Here is a 20,443-nt window from a genome sequence, read left to right as displayed (position 1 = left end):
CTGGGCTTGGCTCACTTGGCCGCGGGTTTCTCGATCAGCTTCTTCAAGCTGTCGCGGGCAGGCTTGCTGTACCCATCGCCGCCCACTCCGGGCGACTCGGTGTCAGTCTGGTCGTCGTCCGGCTTGTTCTTCTTGAATTTCTTTAAAATGGTGTTCTCGGGATCATCAGGCAAGAGCGACATCAGCCAATCCCCGGTTCCCTGCAGGACGACGCGGGACTTGGCGGAGGTGACCCAGTCCGGACGCTGCTTGTCCGGCACCAGCCAGCTGAAGAACAGGAAGGCGACCACCACGATCAGGAGGCCCCGGCCGAGCCCGAACAGGAAGCCGAGGGTGCGGTCGAGCGCGCCGATGCGCGAATCGAGGATCATGTCGGAGATTTTGACCGTGATCACCGAGACGATTAGCAGGGTGCCCACGAAAGTACCGGCGACGACGACGACGCTCGCGACGGTATCATTGTTGAAATAGGTCTTTGCGGTCGGCAGCAGCTTGGAGAATGAATAAAGCGTGACCAGGGCGGCCGCGCCCCAGGCTGCGATCGACAGCACCTCGCGCATGAAGCCGCGGACCATCGCGAGCAGCCCAGACACCAGCATGACACCGAGCAGGATGAGATCGAGGATCGTTATCGGCATCGGCTGATCAGGTCCGCTTCACTGGTCCAAGGTTCGCTTCGAATCGACGGGGAGCAGCGATCCTCCAGATGGAGGAGAGCGAGGTTCCCCGGCAAGTCCGGATGCGGCACGATCCCGTGCGCGGGCCCGGTTGCGGCGTTGTATAGCGGCGAGTCACGCGAACGTCACGGTCCGCCTAGCCGTCCTGGCGGCGGAATCTCGCTGGTGTGGCATTTTTTTCGGCAGGGCGCGGTCCACGGCGGCCCTGGTCGCCGCCATCATCGTCCTGCCGGGTTGTATCATGGCGGGCACGGGGCGTGCCGCGTGCGGCAATGTCGGCCACCAGGCTGGTGAGTCCGCCGACGGTATTGAGACTGAGCCCGGCCTCGCCGCCGGCCTCGCCGCGGGCCCGTTCCGGCAGCACCACGCGGCCAAAGCCGAGTTTGACGGCTTCCTTCAGCCGCGCCGAGGTCTGCGCCACCGGGCGAACCGCGCCCGACAGCGAGATTTCGCCGAAATAGACCGCATCCGGCGGCAGCGGCGCATTGACCAGCGAGGAGACCAGGGCTGCGGCCGCGGCGAGATCCGCCGCCGGCTCGTTGATGCGCAGGCCGCCGGCGACGTTGAGATAGACGTCATGGCCCGACAGCTTGACGCCGCAATGCGCCTCCAGCACCGCCAGCACCATCGACAGCCGGCTCGGATCCCAGCCGACCACGGCCCGGCGCGGTGTGCCCAGCGAGGTCGGTGCCACCAGGGCCTGGATTTCGACCAATACGGGCCGCGTGCCCTCGATGCCGGCAAACACCGCCGTGCCGGGGCTGCCGAGATCGCGCTCCGACAGGAACAGCTCCGAGGGGTTGGTGACCTCGCGCAGACCCAATCCGGTCATTTCGAACACGCCGATCTCGTCGGTCGGACCGAAGCGGTTCTTGACCGCGCGCAGGATGCGGAACTGCTGCGATCCCTCGCCCTCGAACGACAGCACCGCATCGACCATGTGCTCGACCACGCGCGGCCCCGCGATCTGGCCGTCCTTGGTCACATGGCCGACCAGGATGATTGCGGCGCCGGATTTCTTGGCGAAGCGAATGAGCTTCTGCGCCGACGCGCGCACCTGGGTGACCGTGCCCGGCGCCGATTCGACCGTATCGGTCCACATCGTCTGGATCGAATCGATCACGATCAGCCGCGGCACGGTCCCTTCCGACAGGGTCGAGATGATGTCCTCGACCGAGGTCTCAGCCGCCAGCTGCACCGGGGCATCGGCAAGCCCGAGGCGCTCGGCGCGCAGCCGCACCTGCGCCACGGCTTCCTCGCCGGAGATGTAGACCGCGCGGTGGCCGGCGCGTGCCATCATCGAGGTCGCCTGGGTCAGGAGCGTCGATTTGCCGATGCCGGGATCGCCGCCGACCAGCAGCACCGAGCCGCGGACGAAACCGCCGCCGGTGACGCGGTCGAGCTCGGTCATCCCCGACGACAGCCGCGGCGCGTCGATGCTCTTGCCGGTCAGCGATTCCAGCTGGAAGGTGCGGCCCTTGCGCTTGGAGCGCAGCGACACCGGCGCCGAGGTCGCGCCCGTGGTGTCTTCCTCCGCCAGCGTGTTCCACTCGCCGCAGGCCTCGCACTTGCCCTGCCAGCGCGAATAGGCCGCGCCGCAATTCTGGCAGACGAAGGAGAGCGTGGTCTTGGCCATGTCAGGAGAATCGATGCGGTCAGGAGTGGGTGGCGTTCCATAACATACTTAGGCCCGCGGCCAGCATGATGCCATCCATCACCACGCGGAACACGTCTGGCTTCATGTGCAGCACGAAGCGCTTGGCGACGAACGCACCGGCCATCAGCGAGCCGCCGGCGATCAGGCCCTTGAGCAGGATGTCCGGCGTCAGCGCGCCGAAGCGCTGGAAGGTGATGGATTTCGAGACATAGAGCCCGAGCGAGCTCGCGGCCTCGGTGGCGAGGAAGGCGCCCTTCGACAGCCCATAGAACAGGAACAGCGGCACGCTCAGCGGCCCGGTCGAGACCACGATGCCGGTCAGAAATCCGATCACCGCACCACCGAGCGCGAGGTGCCAGAGGTTGGCCTTGAGGTGATACCGCGCCAGCACGTGGCGCAGCGGCACCATCGCGATCAGGAACAGTCCGATGGTGATGTCCACCGTATGCGACGGTAGCACCAGCAGCGTGCGCGCGCCGAGCGCGGCCGCCGGAATGCCCGTGACCGAATAGGCCGCACAAGCGCGCCAGTCGACCTCGCGCCACCACGCCAGGATGCGCGACAGGTTCGCCATCACGGCGGCCACCGCCATGATCGGCACAGCCTCCTTCGGCCCATACTCATAGACGAGTACCGGCATCAGCATGATCGACGAGCCGGTGCCGACGATGCCGGACAACGTGCCGGCGACGAGGCCGACCGCGAGCACGAACAGGAAGCCCAAAATGTCATCTCCCGCGACGCGGACGAGATCTTTCCATCCGTCATTGCGAGCGCAGCGAAGCAATCCAGGGCGACGCGCGCGGCCCTGGATTGCTTCGTCGCTTCGCTCCTCGCAATGACGGAGGTGATAGCTGCGTCGTGTGGTTAACCGGTGGTTCGGATGGAATCGAAAAGGACGGTGATCCTGCGTCATCATCATTAGAATTTGAAGGGTATTCGTGGTGTCGGTTTCAGGAGCCCGCACGACATGACGGTCAGTGAACAGACATCTTCCGCTGAGGACGGCCAACCGCATCTTGCGGACAGCTTCCCATGGCTTGCGAGCGCACTGCTCGTGGTCGAGGCGAGCGAGGTGATCCGGCTGCGGCTGGAGAAATTCGCCCGTTGCGAGACCGACGCGAACGAGGAGGCCGAGCTGATGGTGACCGAGAAGGTCGTCGCCGCGCTCGAGGCCACCGCGAAGCTCATGGCCGGCGCGTCGCCAGCGTCCATCGTCGATCGCTATCGCGAGCACGTCGCCGCAAACGCCAGGCGTCTGTCAGTCTGAGCCGGTCCCGGCCGCCCGCCAGTCGCGCGGGCGCATGCCGAAGCGCTGCTTGAAGCGGCGGGAGAAGTGCGACAGATCCGAGAAGCCCCAGTCGAAGGCGATGGCGCCGATGTCGCGGCCGGCCGAGCCGGGATCGCGCAGATCGCGCGCGACGCCGTCGAGCCGTCGCTCCATGACCAGCTCGGAAAAACTGGTGCCGGCACGGGCCAGCAGCTTGTGCACGTAGCGCTCGCTGATCCCGACCGTGGATGCGATGGTCGCGACCGTCAGGCCAGGCTCACGCAGCCGCTCGTGGATGGCGCGGCGCAGCGCCAGCGCGGTGGCATCGGCAAAGGAGGCGGCGGCCCGCGTCTCCTTGCCGTGGCTGCCCGACAGGCTCAGCGCGACCAGATCGAGCAGCACGCCGAACAAGGCGGTCGCATCATCAGCCGACAGGCGCAACGCGTTTGCGTTGAGCGACCGCGCGGTCTCGACGATCAGCGATCCCACGGTGGGATCATCGGAGACGCGGGCCGGCGCGACGTTCGCAATGGCGGGCAGGCGGCTGAGCAGCGCCTCCGCCGGCACCCGGAACGAGATCACACCGAGCGCGGGTCCGCGGTCATGCTGCAGCCTGAAGGTGCGGTCGCTGTCGAAGATGCCGACCTGCCCGGACGACAGGCTGACCTCGTGGTCGTCCTGCAGGATGGTGCAGCGGCCGGCGAGCTTGAGATTGAGGTAGAAGCAGCGCTGGCTCGACGCCGCGATATCGGCACACGAGCGGCGCACGATGTGCTCGGGAAAGGTGACGCGGTTGATCACGCCGCCACCGACGCCGACGCTCTGCACGTCGGCCGGAAATCCGATGCCGCGCGCCGGCTCCGGCGTGAGATTCATGAAGGCCTGGCAGATCGCCTCGCGGTAGTACGAGAACTGCTCGGCCGGACGCACCGCCGCCGTATTCCAGCTTCGCAGGCGTTCCGGCTCCGCGCCCGGCATCGGTTCACTCCGAGACCAATTGGGTTCAGTTGCAGCCAAGCGCGGCGGGCGCCGTCCGGCCATCATTCCTTGCACCGCCATCAACAGTGCAAAGGAACTCCATCATGTCAACCTACGTCCTGGTCCACGGCGCCTGGCACACCGGCGCCGAGCTCGAGCCGGTCGCGGCGCCCATCCGCGCGGCGGGGCACATCGTGCATCTGCCGACCATCCGCGGCAACCGGCCCGGCGATGTCAAGACCACCGGCCTCGCCGAGGCCATCCAGTCGATCTGCGACTACTTCACCGAGCACGACATCACCGACGCCGTGCTGATGGGGCACTCCTATGGCGGCATGGTCATCACCGGTGTCGCCGATCGTATCCCGGCCCGCATCCGCAGGCTGATCTACTGGAATGCGTTCGTGCCCAACGACGGCGAGTGCCTGAACGACATGGTGCCGCCGCACTACGTCGCGCTGTTCGACGCGGTCAGCGCCGAGCGCGGCGACGGCTCGGTGGTGCTGCCATTTCCGATCTGGCGCGAGGTCTTCATCAACGATGCCGATCTCGCCACCGCGACGCGCAGCTATGAGCTGCTCAATCCGCACCCGAACAAGACCTTCACGGATGCGATCAAGCTGGGCACCAATCCGGCCGAGATGACCATCGCAAAATCCTACATCAACTGCACCGAGGACACGGCGCTGCCGCACAGCCTGCCGTGGCATCCGCGGCTGTCGAGCAAGCTTGGCCTGTTCCGGCTGGTCCAGGTGCCCGGCAGTCACGAGCTCTGCTTCTCCGATCCGGTGCGGCTCGCGCAGGCGATCATGGATGCGGGGAGGGACTGACAGGGCAGCATCGCTGACCGTTAGTTGGCCGTGTGGTGGCGACGGATGAAAATTCCTGGTTGTGATCCGCCTCACATTCGCGGCGGGCTGGACCTGCAAGATTAATCTCCGATGAACGGACCCGGTTGGTCAGCAATCCCCTGCGGAAACATCGGAGAACGCAGTCATGGCCCAGCTACATCTGACGTCGTCGTCCAAGGTTCTTGCATCTAAGGTTCTTGCATCCAAGGTTCTTGCCAACGAGGCCATCGGCGCGAAGCCGGGCGTATCCAAGACCGGCTGGCTCGCGATGGCGGCCGGCGCGCTGACGACGGTGTTCGCGGCGATCGGCGCGGTGAACAGCGTCATCCCCGCCGCGTCGAACATCGGCGCGGCCGTGCTCGACACGCTGAACCTGCCCGCCTGTTTGTCCTACGCCGATCGCTTCGGCGGCACGCAGAGCAGCTTCCGCAAGGAAGGCAATGTCTGGCGCGAATATCCGCGCGGCTCGGAGACCTTCAGCTACGAGTTCAAGGAGATCCGGCGGACGCGCCAGGAGATCATGCTGTGGAACGTGACGCCGCGGCCTGATGTCCCCGATGCGGCGAGCCTCGTGGTGCATCTGCCGGTCTGCGGCGGCACGGCCATGCTGACCGAGGGGCTGCCGGAGCGCTCGACCACGCTGGAGCAGATCTGGCCGGATCGCGGCTGACGAGATCGTCATGCTCGCGTGATTTGATTTCGTTTGATCGATTGGCAATCGGCCTGGACCTCATTTCAGCACGATCCAGGCGGGCGCGTGATCGCTGGCGCCGTCCTCGCCGCGCATGGCGCGATCGACGCCGGCCTTCTTCAGTCGCGGCGCGAGTTGCGGGCTCAGCAGCAGATGATCGAGCCGCAAGCCGGCATCGCGCGGCCAGCGGTTGCGCTTGTAGTCCCAGAACGTGAACATCGGCTGATCCGGATGCAGGCTGCGGATCGCATCGCACCAGCCTTGATCGACCAGCGCCTTGAAGGCGGCGCGGCTCTTCGGTTGGATCAGCGCGTCCTTGTCCCATGACTTCGTCGGGTAGATGTCCAGTGGCGTCGGCGCCACGTTGTAGTCGCCCGCGAGCACGACCGGCAGATCATCCTTGATGAACTTGGCCGCGTGCTTGTGCAGCCGCTTGAACCAGGCGAGCTTGTGGTCGAACTTCGGCCCCGGCTGCGGATTGCCGTTCGGCAGATAGAGACAGCCGACGACGATGCCGCGCACCGCGGCCTCGATGTAGCGGGCGTCGTGATCCCGTGGATCCCCAGGCAAGGCGGTGCGCGTCAACACCGGCTCGGCCTTGCGCGCAAGGATCGCGACGCCGTTCCAGGTCTTCTGCCCCTGCCACACTGCGCCATAGCCGGCCTTTGCGATCTCGTCCGCCGGGAAGTCGGCGTGCGGGCATTTCAGCTCCTGCAGGCAGACGATGTCGGGCCTGGCCGCGCGCAGCCAGCGCAGCAGGTTGGGGAGCCGCCGCCGGACGTTGTTGATGTTGAAGGTCGCGATCTTCATGATGCCGGGCAATCGAGGGAAGGCCTGATGTCAAAGCTCGCAATGGCCATTTTGTTCACGCTGTCACTGGGTGTCGCCGATGCCGCGCGTGCGCAGCAGCTGCCGACCGACGAGCAGCGCGCCGCCTGCCAGGCCGATTACGCAAAGTTCTGCAGCGACACGCTGCCCGGCGGCGGCCGCATCATCGCCTGCCTGATGCGGAACTATGCCCAGCTCGTGGACGCGTGCAAGAAGGTGCTGGACGCCGCGAAGAAGGAATAGAAGCGGGGATCGTCGCGCTCATCCGGGTGACGTTCAGCGGGAGTGGCACCCCGGCCGGCCCACTCACTCGTTGAAGACGAACCCTCGCGAGTGGGAACGCCGCCTGTCGCCTTCATGAGCGACTTGTCCGCCGAAGCCCAACGGGCGAAGGCGGAAGCGACATGCGGGGCCGCTCGCGCCGCAAATTTCCGATGGTCTTGAGACCCCGGATGTCGCTGCGCTCGTCCGGGCTACGCTTGCTGGTCGCCGCTCACGGCTGCCGCGGAGCGACAACTCGTGCTACCTGCTCAAATCGTCGACGAACAAGCCGGGAAGAACTTCCTGCCGGATCGCTTCGGCGTCTGAGCACCGCAGGTGTCCCCGCTCTTGATCGTACAGAATCCCGTAGAGAGCGCCCGAAGCCGTGGGGTTCATAGGCGACGGCGTGTAGCGGGTCTGCCCCGATCTCTTGAGCTCAAACCAGGTCAAGAACATCCGAACGAGATGAGCTAACTCGTACGACTCGTCTTGCGGCAGTTGATCGGGCGTCGGATGAAGCCGTGCCATGTCGGCGATCTTGCTCATCAGATCAGGATTCCCCCTGATCGCTTCCAGGCACGCGACGAGGAAGCTGAGTCTGGGCAACTGCAACTCCGACACGGGTTGCATGAGCGACTCCTGGGTATCTCCGTCTCTCGCACTCCGTTCAGCTTCCATCGCCCAGAGTTCCTCGAGCCAATCGAAATACCGGCCGTTCGCGTCAGTGAGTGTCTTATACGTTTCACTCATTTCCCAGCTCCGAAGGTCAGTATCTTCCAGACCCGCAATTGGCTCATCGATCCGATGGCTGCCATTGCAGCGTGGAGGGGGATTGAATTTCCTATTGTCGTCATTGCCGTTTTCGTTGGAGTTAGCCACCAGCATCTGCTCGACGATTGCTTCAAACTCTTCCTTCGTGATCGGATCGGTTGCAGCCATTTCGGCGTGCGGCTTTCGATCGGGCCCGATCTCGTAGGTCGTAGCTCGGATGAGCGCAGCGATATCCGGGGTCTCCGAGACGCCGCGTGCGATCCCGGGTGTCGCTTCCGCCTTCGCCCGTTGGGCTTCGGCGGACAAGTCGCTCATCCGGGCTGCGGCAGCGGGCGCTTTTGCAACTGTATGCCGATATCCATCAATCCGTCATTGCGAGCGAAGCGAAGCAATCCAGGGTGGTGTGCGGGACTCTGGATTGCTTCGCTTCGCTCGCAATGACGTCGTGGAGGCGGTTGTTTCTCCTTAGGTGGCGCTTGCTCTCCCCGAAAGTATAACATCCCAGCTGCGCGTGCTCATTGTGCAGATTGTCGTTGTCGGCCAGCCTACTTTTTAATGATTGGATCATAACCTTGATCCGGTCCGCCGAGGCGGAGACCATGCGTGGAGGTTGGGTGTGAATGACGATGTGCCTTGGTACGTAAGTCTTATCATAGCCTGGTTGCCGTTGATCATGTTCATCTCAGCCGTTGTATGGAGCACCCGTTGGATTCAGAGGTCTCTGACAGCCCGCGATGGTCTCTCGCTGGCGCAGCTCGTCGGCGATCTGGCGGATGAGATGAAGCGCGCGAATGATAGAGGATCGTAGCCGGTCGCGCGGCTGATCTGAATCAGGCGGCCGTATCAAAGACATTGTAGGGAAGGATTCGGGTATGACCAATGATGTGCCATGGTATATAAGCCTGATTGTCTCCTGGCTTCCCTTCATCATGTTCATTGCTGCGATTCTGTGGAGCTCACGGCAGATACGAAAGTCGCTCACGGCCGGCGATGGCCGCTCCCTGGCGCAGGTCGTTGACGATCTGGCGCGAGAGATGAAGCGCGCCAACGACATCCGTCATGACCAGGCACCGTAGCCAGCGCGTAGCCCAACGGGCGCGCCGAAACGCGGAATTCGTCAGTCATCTCAACGCGACTCACCCTGTCCAGTCTCCCCGCGAAAAATAATCATCTTTCGTTTTTCCGAAAAATGTGGTTCTCTCCCTCCGTCCCGCCTCGGCACGAGGGGCGTATCGCGATCGTCATGACACGCGGGGTGGGATGCGGTGGGTGCTTCGGGTCGCAGCATGGCTTGATGTCGTGCGGACGAACGGCTCGGGGCGCACGTCGAAAACGTATGGTCCTGGCATCTCGACGCTGATGCTACGCCGGTGGTGATGATGACCGCCGGTCACGGGGGCAAGACAGCCGATCCCCGGGGAGAGTACGCATAAGACGTAAGGCCATCGCGCAGGGAATGCCGGTTGACCGGCTGGACCTGTGGTTCCTGCCGCCTGCATTTTTTTCGCAGGCGGGCCATGGGTTGCGGCCAGCACCCGGCATTCCCTGCGCCCTCGTTGTCGAAGAGGGTGAAATCGAGATGCAAGCCTCGGGCGATTCAAGCCGCGAGAACGAGGGCGCATGTGCGGACACCGTGATTGCGAGCGCAGCGCCGATCGTAGCCCGGATGAGCGCAGCAATATCCGGGTTCTCCGAGACGGCGCCTGGGACCCCGGATGTCGCTACGCTCATCCGGGCTACGGCAGCGGGGTTCTTCGCAATTATGTGCCGATATCTTTCCACCCGTCATTGCGAGCGCAGCGAAGCAATCCAGAGTCCCGCACACCACCCTGGGTTGCTTCGCTGCGCTCGCAATGACGTCGAGGAGGCAGCAGCGCGAGTAACACCGCGATTGGTTGCCGCTGCAGACGATCAGCTCTCCGCCGGCGCCGCACCACCCTTGTAGATCCGGTGATAGCGCCGTCCCAGATTGGTCAGGACTTCATAGCCGATGGTGCCGAAATGATGTGCCAGCTCGTCGACGGTGATGCCTTCGCCGAGCAAAGTGGCGAAGTGGCCGCGGCGGGCGGCCTTCGGCGGCAGGTCGGTGATGTCGACCGCGATCAGGTCCATCGAGATGCGCCCGGCGATCGGGCAGCGCTGGCCGGCGATGATGACGTCGGCGCCGCGGGTGCCGTCGTTGGAAGAGGCGGCGCGGAAATAGCCGTCGGCATAGCCGGCGGAGAGGATCGCGATCTTCGTCGGCCGGCGCGCGCTCCAGGTGCCGCCATAGCCGACCGTGTCGCCGCGCGCGAGGTCGCGCAGCTGCACGATGCGGGCCTTGATCTCGGCGACCGGCTGCATCGGGTTGTCGGCCTCGGGTGTCGGATTGACGCCGTAGAGCGCGGCGCCGGGGCGGACCATGTCGAATTGGAACGAGGCGCCGAGGAAGATGCCGGAGGAGGCGGCGAGCGCCGCCGGCACGCCGGTGAAGACGCTCGCGACCTCGCGGAAGGCCGCGAGCTGGCGCGCATTCGAGGGGCTGTTGATCTGCTCGGCGGAGGCGAGATGGCTCATCACCAGGGTGATGCCGTGGTCGCCGGTCTGGATGCGCGGGATCATGCCCTGAACCTCGATCGGGCTGAGGCCGAGCCGGTTCATGCCGGTGTCGACGTGAATGGCAGCGCCGCCCTTCCAGCCGGTGCGGCGGCAGAACATGTCCCATTCGGCGAGCTCGTTGAGATCGCCGATCACGGGGCGGCAGTTGATCGCGGCGTAGTCGTCGCCGGTGTTCTGGAAGAAGCCGTCGAGCACGTAGAGTGCGGCCGTGTCGGGCAAAGCGGCGCGGGCGGCCTTGGCCTCGCCGAGCGTTGCGACGAAGAAGGTCTTGCAGCCGGCGGCGGCGAGCGTACGCGCCACCTGGGGGATGCCGCAGCCATAGGCGTCGGCCTTGATGACCCCGGCGCATTCGGCCGGCACCGCGGTTTTTTCCAGCTTGCGCCAATTGGCGGCGAGCGCATCGAGATCGATGGTCAGCACGCCGGTCGCGGAGGCGGGCACCTGGCTGTCGTCAACCGCCGGCACCGCGGGCTCGGCGGCGGGCTGCTCGGCGGGTTTCTTTTCGGGAACACTCATGTGGCGCTTTTACGCGCCGCAGCGTCGCCGTTCAACCGCACACGGTCAATAGTCGTGGTTCTGCTGCACCATGCCGTCATGGGCGAGATCGCCGAAGCGGGTGACCGAGGCGTCGAAGTGCAGCTCGACCGTGCCGGTGGGGCCGTGGCGCTGCTTGCCGATGATCACTTCGGCCTTGCCGAGCGCCATATCCATTTCCATCTGCCACTTCTGGTGCTCCTCGGTGCCGGGGCGCGGCTCCTTGGCGGCCAGGTAATACTCGCCGCGGAAGACGAACAGCACCACGTCGGCGTCCTGCTCGATCGAGCCGGATTCACGCAGGTCGGACAGCTGCGGCCGCTTGTCCTCGCGGTTCTCGACCTGGCGCGACAGCTGCGACAGCGCGATGATGGGGACGCTGAGCTCCTTGGCCAGCGCCTTCAGGCTGGTGGTGATCTCGGTGATTTCCTGGACGCGGTTGTCGTTGCCGCGCTTGCCGGAGCCGGCGAGCAGCTGGATGTAGTCGATCACCAGCAGGTCGAGGCCTTTCTGGCGCTTCAGGCGGCGGGCGCGCGCCATCACCTGCGAGATCGAGATGCCGCCGGTTTCGTCGACATAGAACGGCAGCGACTGCAGCTCGATCGAGCACTCGCGCAGCTTCTCGAAATCGGCCTCGGTGATGCCGCCGCGGCGGATCATGCTGGACGGAATGCCGCTGCGCTCGGCAACGATACGGGTGGCGAGCTGCTCGCCGCTCATTTCGCACGAGAAGAACCCGACCACGCCGCCCTGGGCGGCCTTGTAGGTGCCGTCGGGCTGCAATTCGGGAACATAGGCCTGGGCGACGTTGTAGGCGATGTTGGTCGCGAGCGAGGTCTTGCCCATGCCGGGACGGCCGGCGAGGATGATCAAGTCGGAATGCTGCAGGCCACCCATCTTGGCGTCGAGGTCGCGCAGGCCGGTCGAGATGCCGGACAGCTTGCCGTCGCGCTGGAACGCCTTGGCGGCCATGTCGAGCGCGACCGTCAGCGCCTGCGAGAATTTCTGGAACCCGCCGTCATAGCGGCCGGACTCGGCGAGCTCGTACAGCCTGCGCTCGGCGTCCTCGATCTGGTTGCGCGGCGCGAAGTCGACCGGCGCGTCATAGGCGACGTTGACCATGTCCTCGCCGATGCCGATCAGGTCGCGGCGCAACGACAGGTCGTAGATGGTGCGGCCATAGTCCTGGGCGTTGATGATCGTGGTCGCTTCGGCCGCGAGTCGCGCCAGATACTGGCCGACCGTCATGCCGCCGATGTCGACATCGGCCGGCAGGAACGTCTTCAAGGTCACGGGCGTCGCGACCTTGCCCATGCGGATCAGGCTGGAGGCGGTCTCGAACACGGTCTGATGCAGGGGCTCGAAGAAATGCTTCGGCTCGAGGAAGTCCGACACGCGGTAGAACGCGTCGTTGTTGACCAGAATGGCGCCGAGCAGACCCTGCTCCGCCTCGATGTTGTGAGGAGCGCTGCGATAGGCCGGCGCCGCATTATCGGGAGCCAGCTTGAGGACGTTCGAATCGGTAAGTGCCATGACCGCGTGTTTAGCAGTTTTGATTGGGAGGGGATAAAGCGCCAGTCGCGGCCTGAGCGAAAGCAAAAGCTGGCCGCTATTCACCGTCCGCTAAATCTGGTGGATGAATCCGGACTCGCCAGATGCTGTGCTTGACGAGAGCAGGCGTGCGCGCGACCGCGCATCATGGAGCGGAACTCCGGTGCAATCACGGTGCGAGACCTGCCGCGCGCTGGCATAATGTCACGAGACGCGAGGAGAAGCCGGCGCGCCGAAGCGTGCGGCTGCTGCCGACGGATCTGCGCGATGCGTCAGACCAGCAGCAGATAGAGCAGGGCGATGATGGAAGCGCCAACGCCGGCGGCAATCAGCGCGTAGTCGGTGCTGAAGTCGGTCTTGGGTTCCAACATGGCTCGGGTCGGGCTCTGGGACATGCCGGGAGATTACGGCCGGACTCTCCCGGGGTCTGTGAGCCAGTTCACAGACTGCACATTCTGTCTGAAAATTTGAGACGAATGGCCAGCATTTCGTGTTTGAGATGTAGATCGTCGTCCGATCAGCTTGAGATTGAGGCCGAAGCAGAACTGAAGAAGAGTGCTCGACGGATCCTGCACGGTCGCCGCTCGACATTCCCTTGTGGCCCCGGGGAAGCCGGGAGGCCCCGTGAGCGCCGTCGCGGCGCCGACCCTGGATCCATAACGGCAAGGGGATGTGGTGGCGCACGATGCTGGCCGAGTTTGGCGCATCGACAGCCGCCTCGCGCGCTACTCGCCGGCCATCCGCAGCGCCGGACGGGTACGACGTTCGATGCCGCGCAGCCGGGCTTCTTCGCGGTGGATGTAGTCGCGCGTCATCGGAACGATACCCTGGCGCTTGGTCAGCTGGATCTGGAAGTTCATCAGGTTCTGCTTGCGGAATGCCATCTCCGACGCCGCAAGATAGAATTCCCACATCCGCGCGAAGCGCTCGTCATAGAGCTGGATGGCCTCCCTGCGGCGGGCCATGAAGCGCTCGCGCCACGCCTTCAGCGTCTCCGCATAATGCAGCCGCAGGATCTCGATGTCGCACACCAGCAGCCCGGCCTGCTCGATCGCCGGCAACACCTCGGACAGCGCCGGGAGGTAGCAGCCCGGAAAGATGTATTTGGTGATCCAGGGGTTGGTGGCGTCGGGTCCGTCCGAGCGTCCGATCGAATGCAGCACCATGATGCCGTTATCGTCGAGCAGCTCGGCGCAGCGGCGGAAGAAGGCTTTGTAGAAGGCGACGCCGACATGCTCGAACATGCCGACCGAGACGATGCGGTCGAACGTGCCGGGCACGTCGCGATAGTCCTGCAACAGGAAGCGAGCAGAGCCTGCGAGATGTCTGTCCCTGGCCCGGGCATTGGCGACCTGCAACTGCTCGCTCGACAGCGTCACGCCGGTGACCTCGGCGCCGAGGATCTCGGCGAGATAGAGCCCGAGACCGCCCCAGCCGCAGCCGATGTCGAGCACGCGGTCGTTGCGGTCGATCAGCAGCTTGGCCGCGACATGGCGCTTCTTGGCAGACTGGGCGTCCTCGAGCGTCGCGCCGGCGTGCTCGAAATAGGCGCAGGAATATTGCCAGTCGGCGTCGAGGAACAGCGTGTAGAGCCGGCTGTCGAGATCGTAGTGATGGGCGACGTTCTGGCGCGCGCCGCCTGATGTTGAGCTGGCGCAGGTGACGGATCACGCGGCGAAGCCACCACTGCGCCTTCGCCCATTCGGGCACGATTGCGGGCTGGTCCATCACGACGGCAAGGAGGTCGGCAATCGAGCCTTGTTGGACGATGAAGGAGCCGTCCATGTAGATTTCGCCGAGCGCGAGCTCAGGGTTGGTCAGGACCCGGCGCTCGGCCGCATGGGTCAGGAACCTCGCCGCGATCGGCATCCCGGTGCCATCTCCGCAGCGGAACGTCGCGCCATCGGCGGTCGTGAAGCTGATCGATCCACGACGGATGAAGCGGCTCAAGAGACGACGCAGCAAACGGTCCATCCACACCACCTGACGAGCTATCCCCGTGAGATGCTGACTTTCCCGGACGTCGCATTCGACGCGTGGAGCACCGATAGGTTCCCATTCGTCATCAATCTATGTTAGTCAGCGGGCATATGCGGTGCCACTCGGTGGGACACAAAGCGGTTACTTCGCGAATGAGATTGAGCGATGGACATCTCGGCGCAGGGACATCTGTGCGCTTTCATTCCCTCGTCAATTCGCTAAAAAGGCGGCCGCCGGTCGCGAGGAACACGGCAGCTCGTGTTGGGCAGAGACGGCACCGCGTGGGCGAAACCATAGCTGGAGAATGAGGATGGTGGGCCGAGCGCTCAATTTGGCGACGGCGGTGGCCGTGTTCTGCGTGATGTTCGCAGGCGGGGCTGCGGCGCAGGAGAATCTCGACGCGGGCAAGTCACCGTCTCAGATCTATAACGGGACGTGCGTGGTCTGCCACAAGTCGCCGCGCGGTCTTGCCAAGAACACGTCGGCAAGCTCGCTGCCCGGATTCTTGCGGCAGCATTATACGACGAGCCCCGAGATGGCGAACGTGCTCGCCAACTATCTGGTTTCCAACGGCGCAGCCGATGCCCGCTACATGGGTCATTCCGGCAAAGACGGGAAGGACGGCAAGGAGACGCGGTCCGAGCGCCGTGCGCGATCGGCCGCGACCGAGCCGCCCGAGGCCAAGCCGTCCGAGGCCAAGCCTGCCCAGGCTGATGACGCTGCCAATCCGTCCGAGCCGCGCCGCCGCTCGGGCCATCATTCCAAGCGATCCGAACGGTCCGCGCCGGCTGAAGCAAAGCCCGAGGCGGCGCCGGAGGCCAGGGATGGCGGGGCTCCGGCCGCGGAAGGCGAAGGCCGGGCGCCGGCAACGAAGGGCAGACACGGCAAGCGCAAGAAGCCGGCCCAGGAGGGCGCGGCCTCGGAGGACACGAGCAGCGAGCCGACCGGCGCGACCCGGCCTGCGGCGTCGCGCGACGACAATGCGGCGCGCTCCGAGCCGCCGCGGGTCGACCCGCCGCGATCGAGCGACGCCGCTCCTGCGCTGCGCTCCGATCCGGTTCCGCCGGTCACGCCGGCACCGACCACCACTCAGTCGGTGCCCTCGAGCAGTGCTGATGATCCTTCGGTGCCATCGTCACCGTCGCGATGAGACGACAAAAAAAGCCCGGCTCGGTGAGCCGGGCTTTTCTGCCTGTGGTCGGGGGCGCTTATTGCTGAGCGGCCTCGTCGGCGGTGCCCTCGTCCTGGGCCTCCGGATCGAAGAACTCGCCGGCGGCGGCGATCGCCTCGGCGGCCGCGTCGCGGTCTTCCTGGCGGGTCGAGATGTCCTCGCCGCGCTTGATGCGCTCGGCTTCGTCGGCGCTGCGGGCGATCGTCACGGTGACCGAGGTCTCGACCTCCGGGTGGATCGCGATGGTGATCTTCTGCTTGCCGATCGCCTTGATCGGCGCGTCGAGCCAGACCTGCGGACGGCTCACGGTGATGCCGTCGGCGGCGAGCGCCACGACGATGTCACGGACCGAGACCGAGCCGAACAGCTGGCCGGATTCGGAGGCCTGGCGGATGATGACGATGTCGCGGCCGTCGATCTTCTCGGCGACCTTGGCCGCCTCGCCCTTGGCCTTGATGTTGTTGGCCTCGAGGTCTGCCTTCATGCCCTCATACTTGGCCTTGTTCTCGGCCGTGGCCCGCAGCGCCTTCTTGCGCTTCAGCAGGAAGTTGCGGGCGAACCCGTCCTTGACCTTCACGATCTCGCCCATCTGGCCGAGCTTGGCGACACGTTCCAGCAGAATGACTTCCATCGATGTTCTCCTTGTGATGTTCGGATACGGTTGGTTGAGGTGAATCTCTTACGGCACCGGCAACGGCGGCGGCTGCCGCGGGCCGAAACGGCGGCGGAGGTCGAAGGCGGCGTCGGCGAGCCCGAGGGCGATCATCGCCAGCATCGGCACCGGCCAGATGAAGGTGAGCAGCAGGGCGTAGGCGAGGCCGAGCCAGAGCGGGCGCGTTCTCATCGGCAAGGTCAGGGTATGGAGAACCGCAAGGCCGGTGAGCGCATAGGCGGTCAGGAGCGTCGCGGCGGCGATCCGCGCCAGCATGCCGATCAGCCCGTCCGGAAAGCAGAAGCCGATGATCGCGAACAGCGCGGGAATGGTCATCAGCGGCAGCTTGGTATCCCTCAGGCGCGGCCAGGGGCGCATCAGCCGGCCGGAAATCGCCGTGATCTTCGCCGCCGTCAGCAGGTTGAGCGTGAGGATCGTCGTCATGATCATCGCCGCGATCGGGGGCGCCATGAAGACCAGCATCTCGACCAGCCGGGGAATGTCGACGACGTCGGGCGCGGTGACGGTGTTGGCGAGCACGCGCGTCAACAGCCGCCTCATGCCCTGATTCGTCGCCGACATGTCCGTGCCGAAGGAGAACGCGACGATCACCGCGGCGATCACCGCGATCCAGAGCAGAATGTTGCCGGCAGGGTACCATTCGACGCCGTCCGGGCCGGATGGGGCGGTGGTCGGCCGCCCGAGCAGCACGAGGTGGCCGAGCCACCAGGCCGGCAACGTCACCGAAGTGGCAAAGACCAGACCGCGCTCGAAGCCGAAGATGGCCAGCACGCAAGCCGTTGCTGCGAGGCCGCCGATGGCAGCGCAGATGCGGCCCCAGGCGATGCTGGCGACCATCAGCGGCACGGGAGCGAGCAGCGCAAGGACGAGCGAAATCATCGCGCCCGACGCCGTCGAGGCGAACATGACGGCGGAGGCAGCACCTGCCGCGAGCGCGATGAGAAGCAGTCCGATCATCAGCTGTCCCGCTCCTTTCGAGCGGTTAGAGGCGCACTCGCCCCAACCATCGGCAGCCGGATGACCCGGGAGCCTTATGAAAACTCAGGAGAACGAACCGGCGGCGCGAGGCCGCCGATCCAATGCCGACAATCAGCGAATGACGTAGGGCAGCAGGCCCAGGAAGCGGGCGCGCTTGATGGCGCGCGCCAGCTCACGCTGCTTCTTGGCGGACACGGCCGTGATGCGGCTCGGCACGATCTTGCCGCGCTCGGATACGTAACGCATCAGCAGCTTGGAGTCCTTGTAGTCGATCTTCGGCGCATTCGGACCCGTGAACGGGCAGGTCTTGCGGCGGCGGAAGAACGGACGACGTGCGGGGGCTTCAGCCATTGATCTTACTCCTCGTCCGCAGCAGTTTCTTCGTCACGGGGACGGCGCGGGGGACCACGATCACCGCGGTCGCCACGATCACCGCGGAAACCGCCGCCATCGCGCTCGCCACGGAAGCCGCCGCCGCGGTCGTCGCGCTCACGGTCGCGATCGGCCTTGCGCATCATCGCCGAGGGGCCTTCCTCGAGCTCGTCGACGCGGACGCTGAGGTAGCGGATCACGTCTTCGCTGATCCGCTCCTGGCGCTCGATCTCGGCGATCGCCGCGGACGGCGCGTCGATGTTGAGCAGCACGAAGTGCGCCTTGCGGTTCTTGTTCATGCGGTAGGTGAGGGAGCGAACGCCCCAATTCTCGGTCTTGGTGATCTTGCCGCCGAGACCTTCGACGATGCCCGTCACCTGTGCCGTCAGTTCTTCCACCTGCTGGGTGCTCGCGTCCTGACGCGCGAGAAAAACATGCTCGTAAAGCGGCATGGCTGTCCTTTCCAAGTTGGCGCGAACCCCGGCGTCAAGCCCTTCGAGCCCTCAAGGAAAGGACTCGCAGACGTCAGCTCAGAAGGCGGGAACACGGGACGACGGGCCGACTGGCCCTGCCACATCAAACTCGCCTGGAAATCCCGGAGATGGTGATCCAGGAGTAGCACGGTGAATTTGCTGGGACCGTCCGTTCAGCTCCCGGCTCGGGATCCACGGATGGGGCACTATATACCGGTTTTCGGGGCCAAGGCAAGGGAAAGTGGTCGAATTGCGCCTGTCACGCGCTTGACATCACGGCCCTGGCCAGTGTCTTTCCGGCCAAAGTTACCGAATTCCAGGGATTTTGGAACGTTCAAGGAGCGGCCATGACGGCAGCATTCACTTTTCCGGGGCAGGGGTCCCAGGCCGTCGGCATGGGCAAGGCACTCGCAGAGGCTTTTCCGGCGGCGCGCGCCGTGTTCGACGAAGTCGACGCCGCTCTGGGCGAGAAGCTCACCGCCATCATCTGGGAAGGCCCTGCCGAGACCCTGCAGCTTACCGAGAATGCGCAGCCGGCCCTGATGGCGGTATCGATGGCGACGCTGCGGGTCCTGGAAGCCGAGGCCGGATTCTCGGTCGGACGTGACGCGGCGTTCGTGGCCGGGCACTCCCTCGGGGAATATTCGGCGCTGGCGGCCGCCGGCAGCCTGACCATCGCCGACACCGCCCGCCTGCTGCGCACGCGCGGGCGCGCGATGCAGAAGGCCGTTCCGGTAGGCGTGGGCGCCATGGCCGCGCTGCTCGGGATGGACTACGAGGCAGCTATGGCCGTGGCCGAAGAGGCTGCCCAGGGCGAGGTCTGCCAGGCCGCGAACGACAATGGCGGTGGCCAGGTGGTGGTCTCGGGCAACAAGGCTGCCGTCGATCGTGCCGTTGAAATTGCCCGCGCCAAGGGCGCCAAGCGCGCCATGCTGCTGCCGGTCTCCGCGCCGTTCCATTGCAAGCTGATGCAGCCGGCCGCCGACGTGATGGCGGAGGCGTTGTCGAAGGTCGTCATCAAGGCCCCGGCCTCGCCGCTGGTGTCGAACGTTCTGGCTGCGCCGATCAGCGATCCCGACGAGATTCGCCGTCGTCTGGTCGAGCAGGTCACGGGTACGGTGCGCTGGCGCGAATCGATCGCCTATATGGCTGGCCAGGGCGTGACGCGCTTCTTCGAGATCGGCGCCGGCAAGGTGCTGAGCGGCCTGGTCAAGCGGATCGCGGATGGTGCCGTCGGCGTCGCCGTCGGCGGCCCGGCGGATATCGCCGGCGCCAAGGATGCTTTGGCCGCCGCAACGGCGTAATGGGCTGCGTGTAGCGGCAGTGAGGAGAGTTCAAATGTTCGATCTGAGTGGCAGGACCGCGCTGGTCACCGGCGCGACCGGCGGCATCGGCAATGCAATCGCGAAGGCATTGCACGCGCAGGGGGCGACCGTCGCCGTGTCCGGCACCCGGCGCGAGGTGCTGGAGACCCTGGCGGGCGAGCTGGGCAGCCGCGCGCACGTGCTGCCTTGCAACCTTTCGGACGCGGCCGAGGTCGAGGCGCTGGTGCCGGCTGCGGAAAAGGCCATGGGGCAGGTCGACATTCTCGTCGCCAACGCCGGCATCACGCGCGACAACCTGTTCGTGCAGCTGCGCGACGAGGATTGGGACGAGGTGATCAAGGTCAACCTGACCGCGACATTCCGCCTCTCGCGGGCCGCCACCAAGCTGATGATGCGCAAGCGCTTCGGCCGCATCATCGCGATCACGTCGATCGTCGGAGTCACCGGCAATCCGGGGCAGGGCAATTACACGGCTTCGAAGGCCGGCATCATCGGCATGATCAAGACGCTCGGCGCGGAATATGCCAAGCGCGGCGTGACCGCCAACTGTATCGCCCCCGGCTTCATCAAGACGCCGATGACGGACGCCCTCAACGACAAGCAGCGCGAGACCATCCTGGCCAAGGTGCCGGCGGCGAGACTCGGCACGCCCGAGGATATTGCTGCAGCTGCGGTGTACCTCGCCTCCAACGAGGCGGCCTACGTCACCGGGCAGACCATCCACGTCAATGGCGGCATGGCAATGATCTAGGCGCCTGCGCGGCTCGGAATGCGGCGAAAAGACGTCGCGCCGACCATCGTGGG

21 protein-coding genes and 1 pseudogene are annotated in these 20,443 nt (G+C 65.4%); 9 read left to right on the top strand and 13 right to left on the bottom strand.

The annotated features are described in order from the left end of the window. Positions 1–11: 11 nt before the first annotated feature. The 3 genes from S58_RS20545 to S58_RS20535 all read right to left on the bottom strand — a co-directional run bounded on the left by S58_RS20545 (position 12) and on the right by S58_RS20535 (position 3,058). Complete coding sequence (locus S58_RS20545) at positions 12–638, bottom strand: CvpA family protein (RefSeq protein WP_015667291.1); 627 nt, start codon at positions 636–638, stop codon at positions 12–14. A 175-nt stretch (positions 639–813) separates the two neighbouring features. Next, positions 814–2,313: a DNA repair protein RadA gene (radA, locus tag S58_RS20540; RefSeq protein ID WP_015667290.1), complete on the bottom strand. Its 1,500-nt coding sequence runs from the start codon at positions 2,311–2,313 to the stop codon at positions 814–816. 19 nt (positions 2,314–2,332) lie between these two features. Beyond that, on the bottom strand, positions 2,333–3,058 hold the full coding sequence (locus tag S58_RS20535) for a sulfite exporter TauE/SafE family protein (protein WP_015667289.1): 726 nt from the start codon (positions 3,056–3,058) through the stop codon (positions 2,333–2,335). A gap of 246 nt (positions 3,059–3,304) precedes the next feature. On the opposite strand from S58_RS20535, the gene S58_RS20530 reads away from it, so the two are divergent. Continuing rightward, a complete protein-coding gene (locus S58_RS20530; RefSeq protein ID WP_015667288.1) occupies positions 3,305–3,604 on the top strand; it encodes a hypothetical protein in 300 nt (99 codons plus the stop codon). Here S58_RS20530 and S58_RS20525 read toward each other — a convergent pair. Then, positions 3,596–4,582 (bottom strand): helix-turn-helix domain-containing protein, encoded by a 987-nt coding sequence (locus S58_RS20525; RefSeq protein WP_015667287.1) that lies wholly within the window; start codon positions 4,580–4,582, stop codon positions 3,596–3,598. The genes S58_RS20530 and S58_RS20525 overlap by 9 nt on opposite strands. A gap of 104 nt (positions 4,583–4,686) precedes the next feature. On the opposite strand from S58_RS20525, the gene S58_RS20520 reads away from it, so the two are divergent. After that, entirely contained in the window at positions 4,687–5,412 is a 726-nt protein-coding gene (locus tag S58_RS20520; RefSeq protein ID WP_015667286.1) for an alpha/beta hydrolase, read from the top strand. A 166-nt stretch (positions 5,413–5,578) separates the two neighbouring features. Further along, entirely contained in the window at positions 5,579–6,103 is a 525-nt protein-coding gene (locus S58_RS20515) for a hypothetical protein (RefSeq protein ID WP_015667285.1), read from the top strand. Between the two features lie 60 nt (positions 6,104–6,163). On the opposite strand, the gene S58_RS20510 is transcribed toward S58_RS20515, so the two are convergent. After that, positions 6,164–6,934 carry an exodeoxyribonuclease III gene (locus tag S58_RS20510; RefSeq protein ID WP_042340829.1) on the bottom strand — a complete coding sequence of 257 codons (771 nt, stop codon included), beginning with the start codon at positions 6,932–6,934 and terminating at the stop codon, positions 6,164–6,166. Positions 6,935–6,961: 27 nt separating this feature from the next. On the opposite strand from S58_RS20510, the gene S58_RS20505 reads away from it, so the two are divergent. Further along, complete coding sequence (locus S58_RS20505) at positions 6,962–7,195, top strand: cysteine rich repeat-containing protein (RefSeq protein WP_015667283.1); 234 nt, start codon at positions 6,962–6,964, stop codon at positions 7,193–7,195. A 279-nt stretch (positions 7,196–7,474) separates the two neighbouring features. Here S58_RS20505 and S58_RS20500 read toward each other — a convergent pair whose 3' ends face one another. Continuing rightward, positions 7,475–8,290, bottom strand: a complete 816-nt coding sequence (locus S58_RS20500; RefSeq protein WP_144058357.1) for a hypothetical protein — start codon at positions 8,288–8,290, stop codon at positions 7,475–7,477. A gap of 566 nt (positions 8,291–8,856) precedes the next feature. Here S58_RS20500 and S58_RS20485 point away from each other — a divergent pair. Beyond that, positions 8,857–9,060, top strand: coding sequence for a hypothetical protein (locus S58_RS20485; RefSeq protein WP_015667281.1), 204 nt, complete (start codon positions 8,857–8,859; stop codon positions 9,058–9,060). Positions 9,061–9,895: 835 nt separating this feature from the next. Here the strand turns inward: S58_RS20485 and alr are convergent. From alr to S58_RS20470, 3 genes and pseudogenes are all read right to left on the bottom strand, one after another. Then, positions 9,896–11,098, bottom strand: coding sequence for an alanine racemase (gene alr / locus S58_RS20480; RefSeq protein WP_015667280.1), 1,203 nt, complete (start codon positions 11,096–11,098; stop codon positions 9,896–9,898). Between the two features lie 45 nt (positions 11,099–11,143). Beyond that, positions 11,144–12,649, bottom strand: coding sequence for a replicative DNA helicase (locus S58_RS20475; RefSeq protein WP_015667279.1), 1,506 nt, complete (start codon positions 12,647–12,649; stop codon positions 11,144–11,146). Between the two features lie 743 nt (positions 12,650–13,392). Then, positions 13,393–14,395 (bottom strand): annotated as a pseudogene (locus tag S58_RS20470) (class I SAM-dependent methyltransferase). Between S58_RS20470 and S58_RS39055 the strand changes: the two are divergent. Further along, positions 14,327–14,746 (top strand): hypothetical protein, encoded by a 420-nt coding sequence (locus S58_RS39055; protein WP_015667277.1) that lies wholly within the window; start codon positions 14,327–14,329, stop codon positions 14,744–14,746. The pseudogene S58_RS20470 and the gene S58_RS39055 sit on opposite strands and share 69 nt — an antisense overlap. 211 nt (positions 14,747–14,957) lie before the next feature. After that, complete coding sequence (locus S58_RS20465) at positions 14,958–15,797, top strand: hypothetical protein (protein WP_015667276.1); 840 nt, start codon at positions 14,958–14,960, stop codon at positions 15,795–15,797. Between the two features lie 58 nt (positions 15,798–15,855). Here S58_RS20465 and rplI read toward each other — a convergent pair whose 3' ends face one another. The 4 genes from rplI to rpsF all read right to left on the bottom strand — a co-directional run bounded on the left by rplI (position 15,856) and on the right by rpsF (position 18,293). After that, the gene (gene rplI, locus S58_RS20460; protein ID WP_015667275.1) at positions 15,856–16,449 is read right to left on the bottom strand and encodes a 50S ribosomal protein L9; all 594 of its coding nucleotides are present in this window, start codon (positions 16,447–16,449) and stop codon (positions 15,856–15,858) included. Positions 16,450–16,497: 48 nt separating this feature from the next. After that, the gene (locus S58_RS20455; protein ID WP_015667274.1) at positions 16,498–17,448 is read right to left on the bottom strand and encodes a DUF2232 domain-containing protein; all 951 of its coding nucleotides are present in this window, start codon (positions 17,446–17,448) and stop codon (positions 16,498–16,500) included. Between the two features lie 132 nt (positions 17,449–17,580). Continuing rightward, positions 17,581–17,820, bottom strand: coding sequence for a 30S ribosomal protein S18 (rpsR, locus tag S58_RS20450; RefSeq protein WP_006610961.1), 240 nt, complete (start codon positions 17,818–17,820; stop codon positions 17,581–17,583). Between the two features lie 5 nt (positions 17,821–17,825). Then, positions 17,826–18,293 (bottom strand): 30S ribosomal protein S6, encoded by a 468-nt coding sequence (gene rpsF / locus S58_RS20445; RefSeq protein ID WP_015667273.1) that lies wholly within the window; start codon positions 18,291–18,293, stop codon positions 17,826–17,828. Positions 18,294–18,661: 368 nt separating this feature from the next. Here rpsF and fabD point away from each other — a divergent pair, with 368 nt between their 5' ends. Further along, complete coding sequence (gene fabD / locus S58_RS20440; RefSeq protein ID WP_015667272.1) at positions 18,662–19,618, top strand: ACP S-malonyltransferase; 957 nt, start codon at positions 18,662–18,664, stop codon at positions 19,616–19,618. A gap of 34 nt (positions 19,619–19,652) precedes the next feature. Beyond that, positions 19,653–20,390 carry a 3-oxoacyl-[acyl-carrier-protein] reductase gene (gene fabG, locus S58_RS20435; protein WP_015667271.1) on the top strand — a complete coding sequence of 246 codons (738 nt, stop codon included), beginning with the start codon at positions 19,653–19,655 and terminating at the stop codon, positions 20,388–20,390. Positions 20,391–20,443: the final 53 nt, after the last annotated feature.

The sequence above is a fragment of the Bradyrhizobium oligotrophicum S58 genome, from assembly GCF_000344805.1.
Lineage (GTDB): Bacteria > Pseudomonadota > Alphaproteobacteria > Rhizobiales > Xanthobacteraceae > Bradyrhizobium > Bradyrhizobium oligotrophicum.
Note: the sequence above shows the minus strand (reverse complement) of the source record. Positions and strands in the feature narration are given on the sequence as shown.

Excerpts from the sequence above, each read along its gene's own strand:
- fabD (WP_015667272.1), top strand. The coding sequence starts at position 18,662 with ATGACGGCAGCATTCACTTTTCCGGGGCAGGGGTCCCAGGCCGTCGGC.
- S58_RS20515 (WP_015667285.1), top strand. The coding sequence starts at position 5,579 with ATGGCCCAGCTACATCTGACGTCGTCGTCCAAGGTTCTTGCATCTAAG.
- S58_RS20510 (WP_042340829.1), bottom strand. The coding sequence starts at position 6,934 with ATGAAGATCGCGACCTTCAACATCAACAACGTCCGGCGGCGGCTCCCC.
- S58_RS20530 (WP_015667288.1), top strand. The coding sequence starts at position 3,305 with ATGACGGTCAGTGAACAGACATCTTCCGCTGAGGACGGCCAACCGCAT.
- S58_RS20505 (WP_015667283.1), top strand. The coding sequence starts at position 6,962 with ATGTCAAAGCTCGCAATGGCCATTTTGTTCACGCTGTCACTGGGTGTC.
- S58_RS20485 (WP_015667281.1), top strand. The coding sequence starts at position 8,857 with ATGACCAATGATGTGCCATGGTATATAAGCCTGATTGTCTCCTGGCTT.
- radA (WP_015667290.1), bottom strand. The coding sequence starts at position 2,313 with ATGGCCAAGACCACGCTCTCCTTCGTCTGCCAGAATTGCGGCGCGGCC.
- S58_RS20545 (WP_015667291.1), bottom strand. The coding sequence starts at position 638 with ATGCCGATAACGATCCTCGATCTCATCCTGCTCGGTGTCATGCTGGTG.
- S58_RS20520 (WP_015667286.1), top strand. The coding sequence starts at position 4,687 with ATGTCAACCTACGTCCTGGTCCACGGCGCCTGGCACACCGGCGCCGAG.
- rplI (WP_015667275.1), bottom strand. The coding sequence starts at position 16,449 with ATGGAAGTCATTCTGCTGGAACGTGTCGCCAAGCTCGGCCAGATGGGC.
- S58_RS20465 (WP_015667276.1), top strand. The coding sequence starts at position 14,958 with ATGGTGGGCCGAGCGCTCAATTTGGCGACGGCGGTGGCCGTGTTCTGC.
- S58_RS20525 (WP_015667287.1), bottom strand. The coding sequence starts at position 4,582 with ATGCCGGGCGCGGAGCCGGAACGCCTGCGAAGCTGGAATACGGCGGCG.
- fabG (WP_015667271.1), top strand. The coding sequence starts at position 19,653 with ATGTTCGATCTGAGTGGCAGGACCGCGCTGGTCACCGGCGCGACCGGC.
- rpsR (WP_006610961.1), bottom strand. The coding sequence starts at position 17,820 with ATGGCTGAAGCCCCCGCACGTCGTCCGTTCTTCCGCCGCCGCAAGACC.
- S58_RS20455 (WP_015667274.1), bottom strand. The coding sequence starts at position 17,448 with ATGATCGGACTGCTTCTCATCGCGCTCGCGGCAGGTGCTGCCTCCGCC.
- rpsF (WP_015667273.1), bottom strand. The coding sequence starts at position 18,293 with ATGCCGCTTTACGAGCATGTTTTTCTCGCGCGTCAGGACGCGAGCACC.
- alr (WP_015667280.1), bottom strand. The coding sequence starts at position 11,098 with ATGAGTGTTCCCGAAAAGAAACCCGCCGAGCAGCCCGCCGCCGAGCCC.
- S58_RS20475 (WP_015667279.1), bottom strand. The coding sequence starts at position 12,649 with ATGGCACTTACCGATTCGAACGTCCTCAAGCTGGCTCCCGATAATGCG.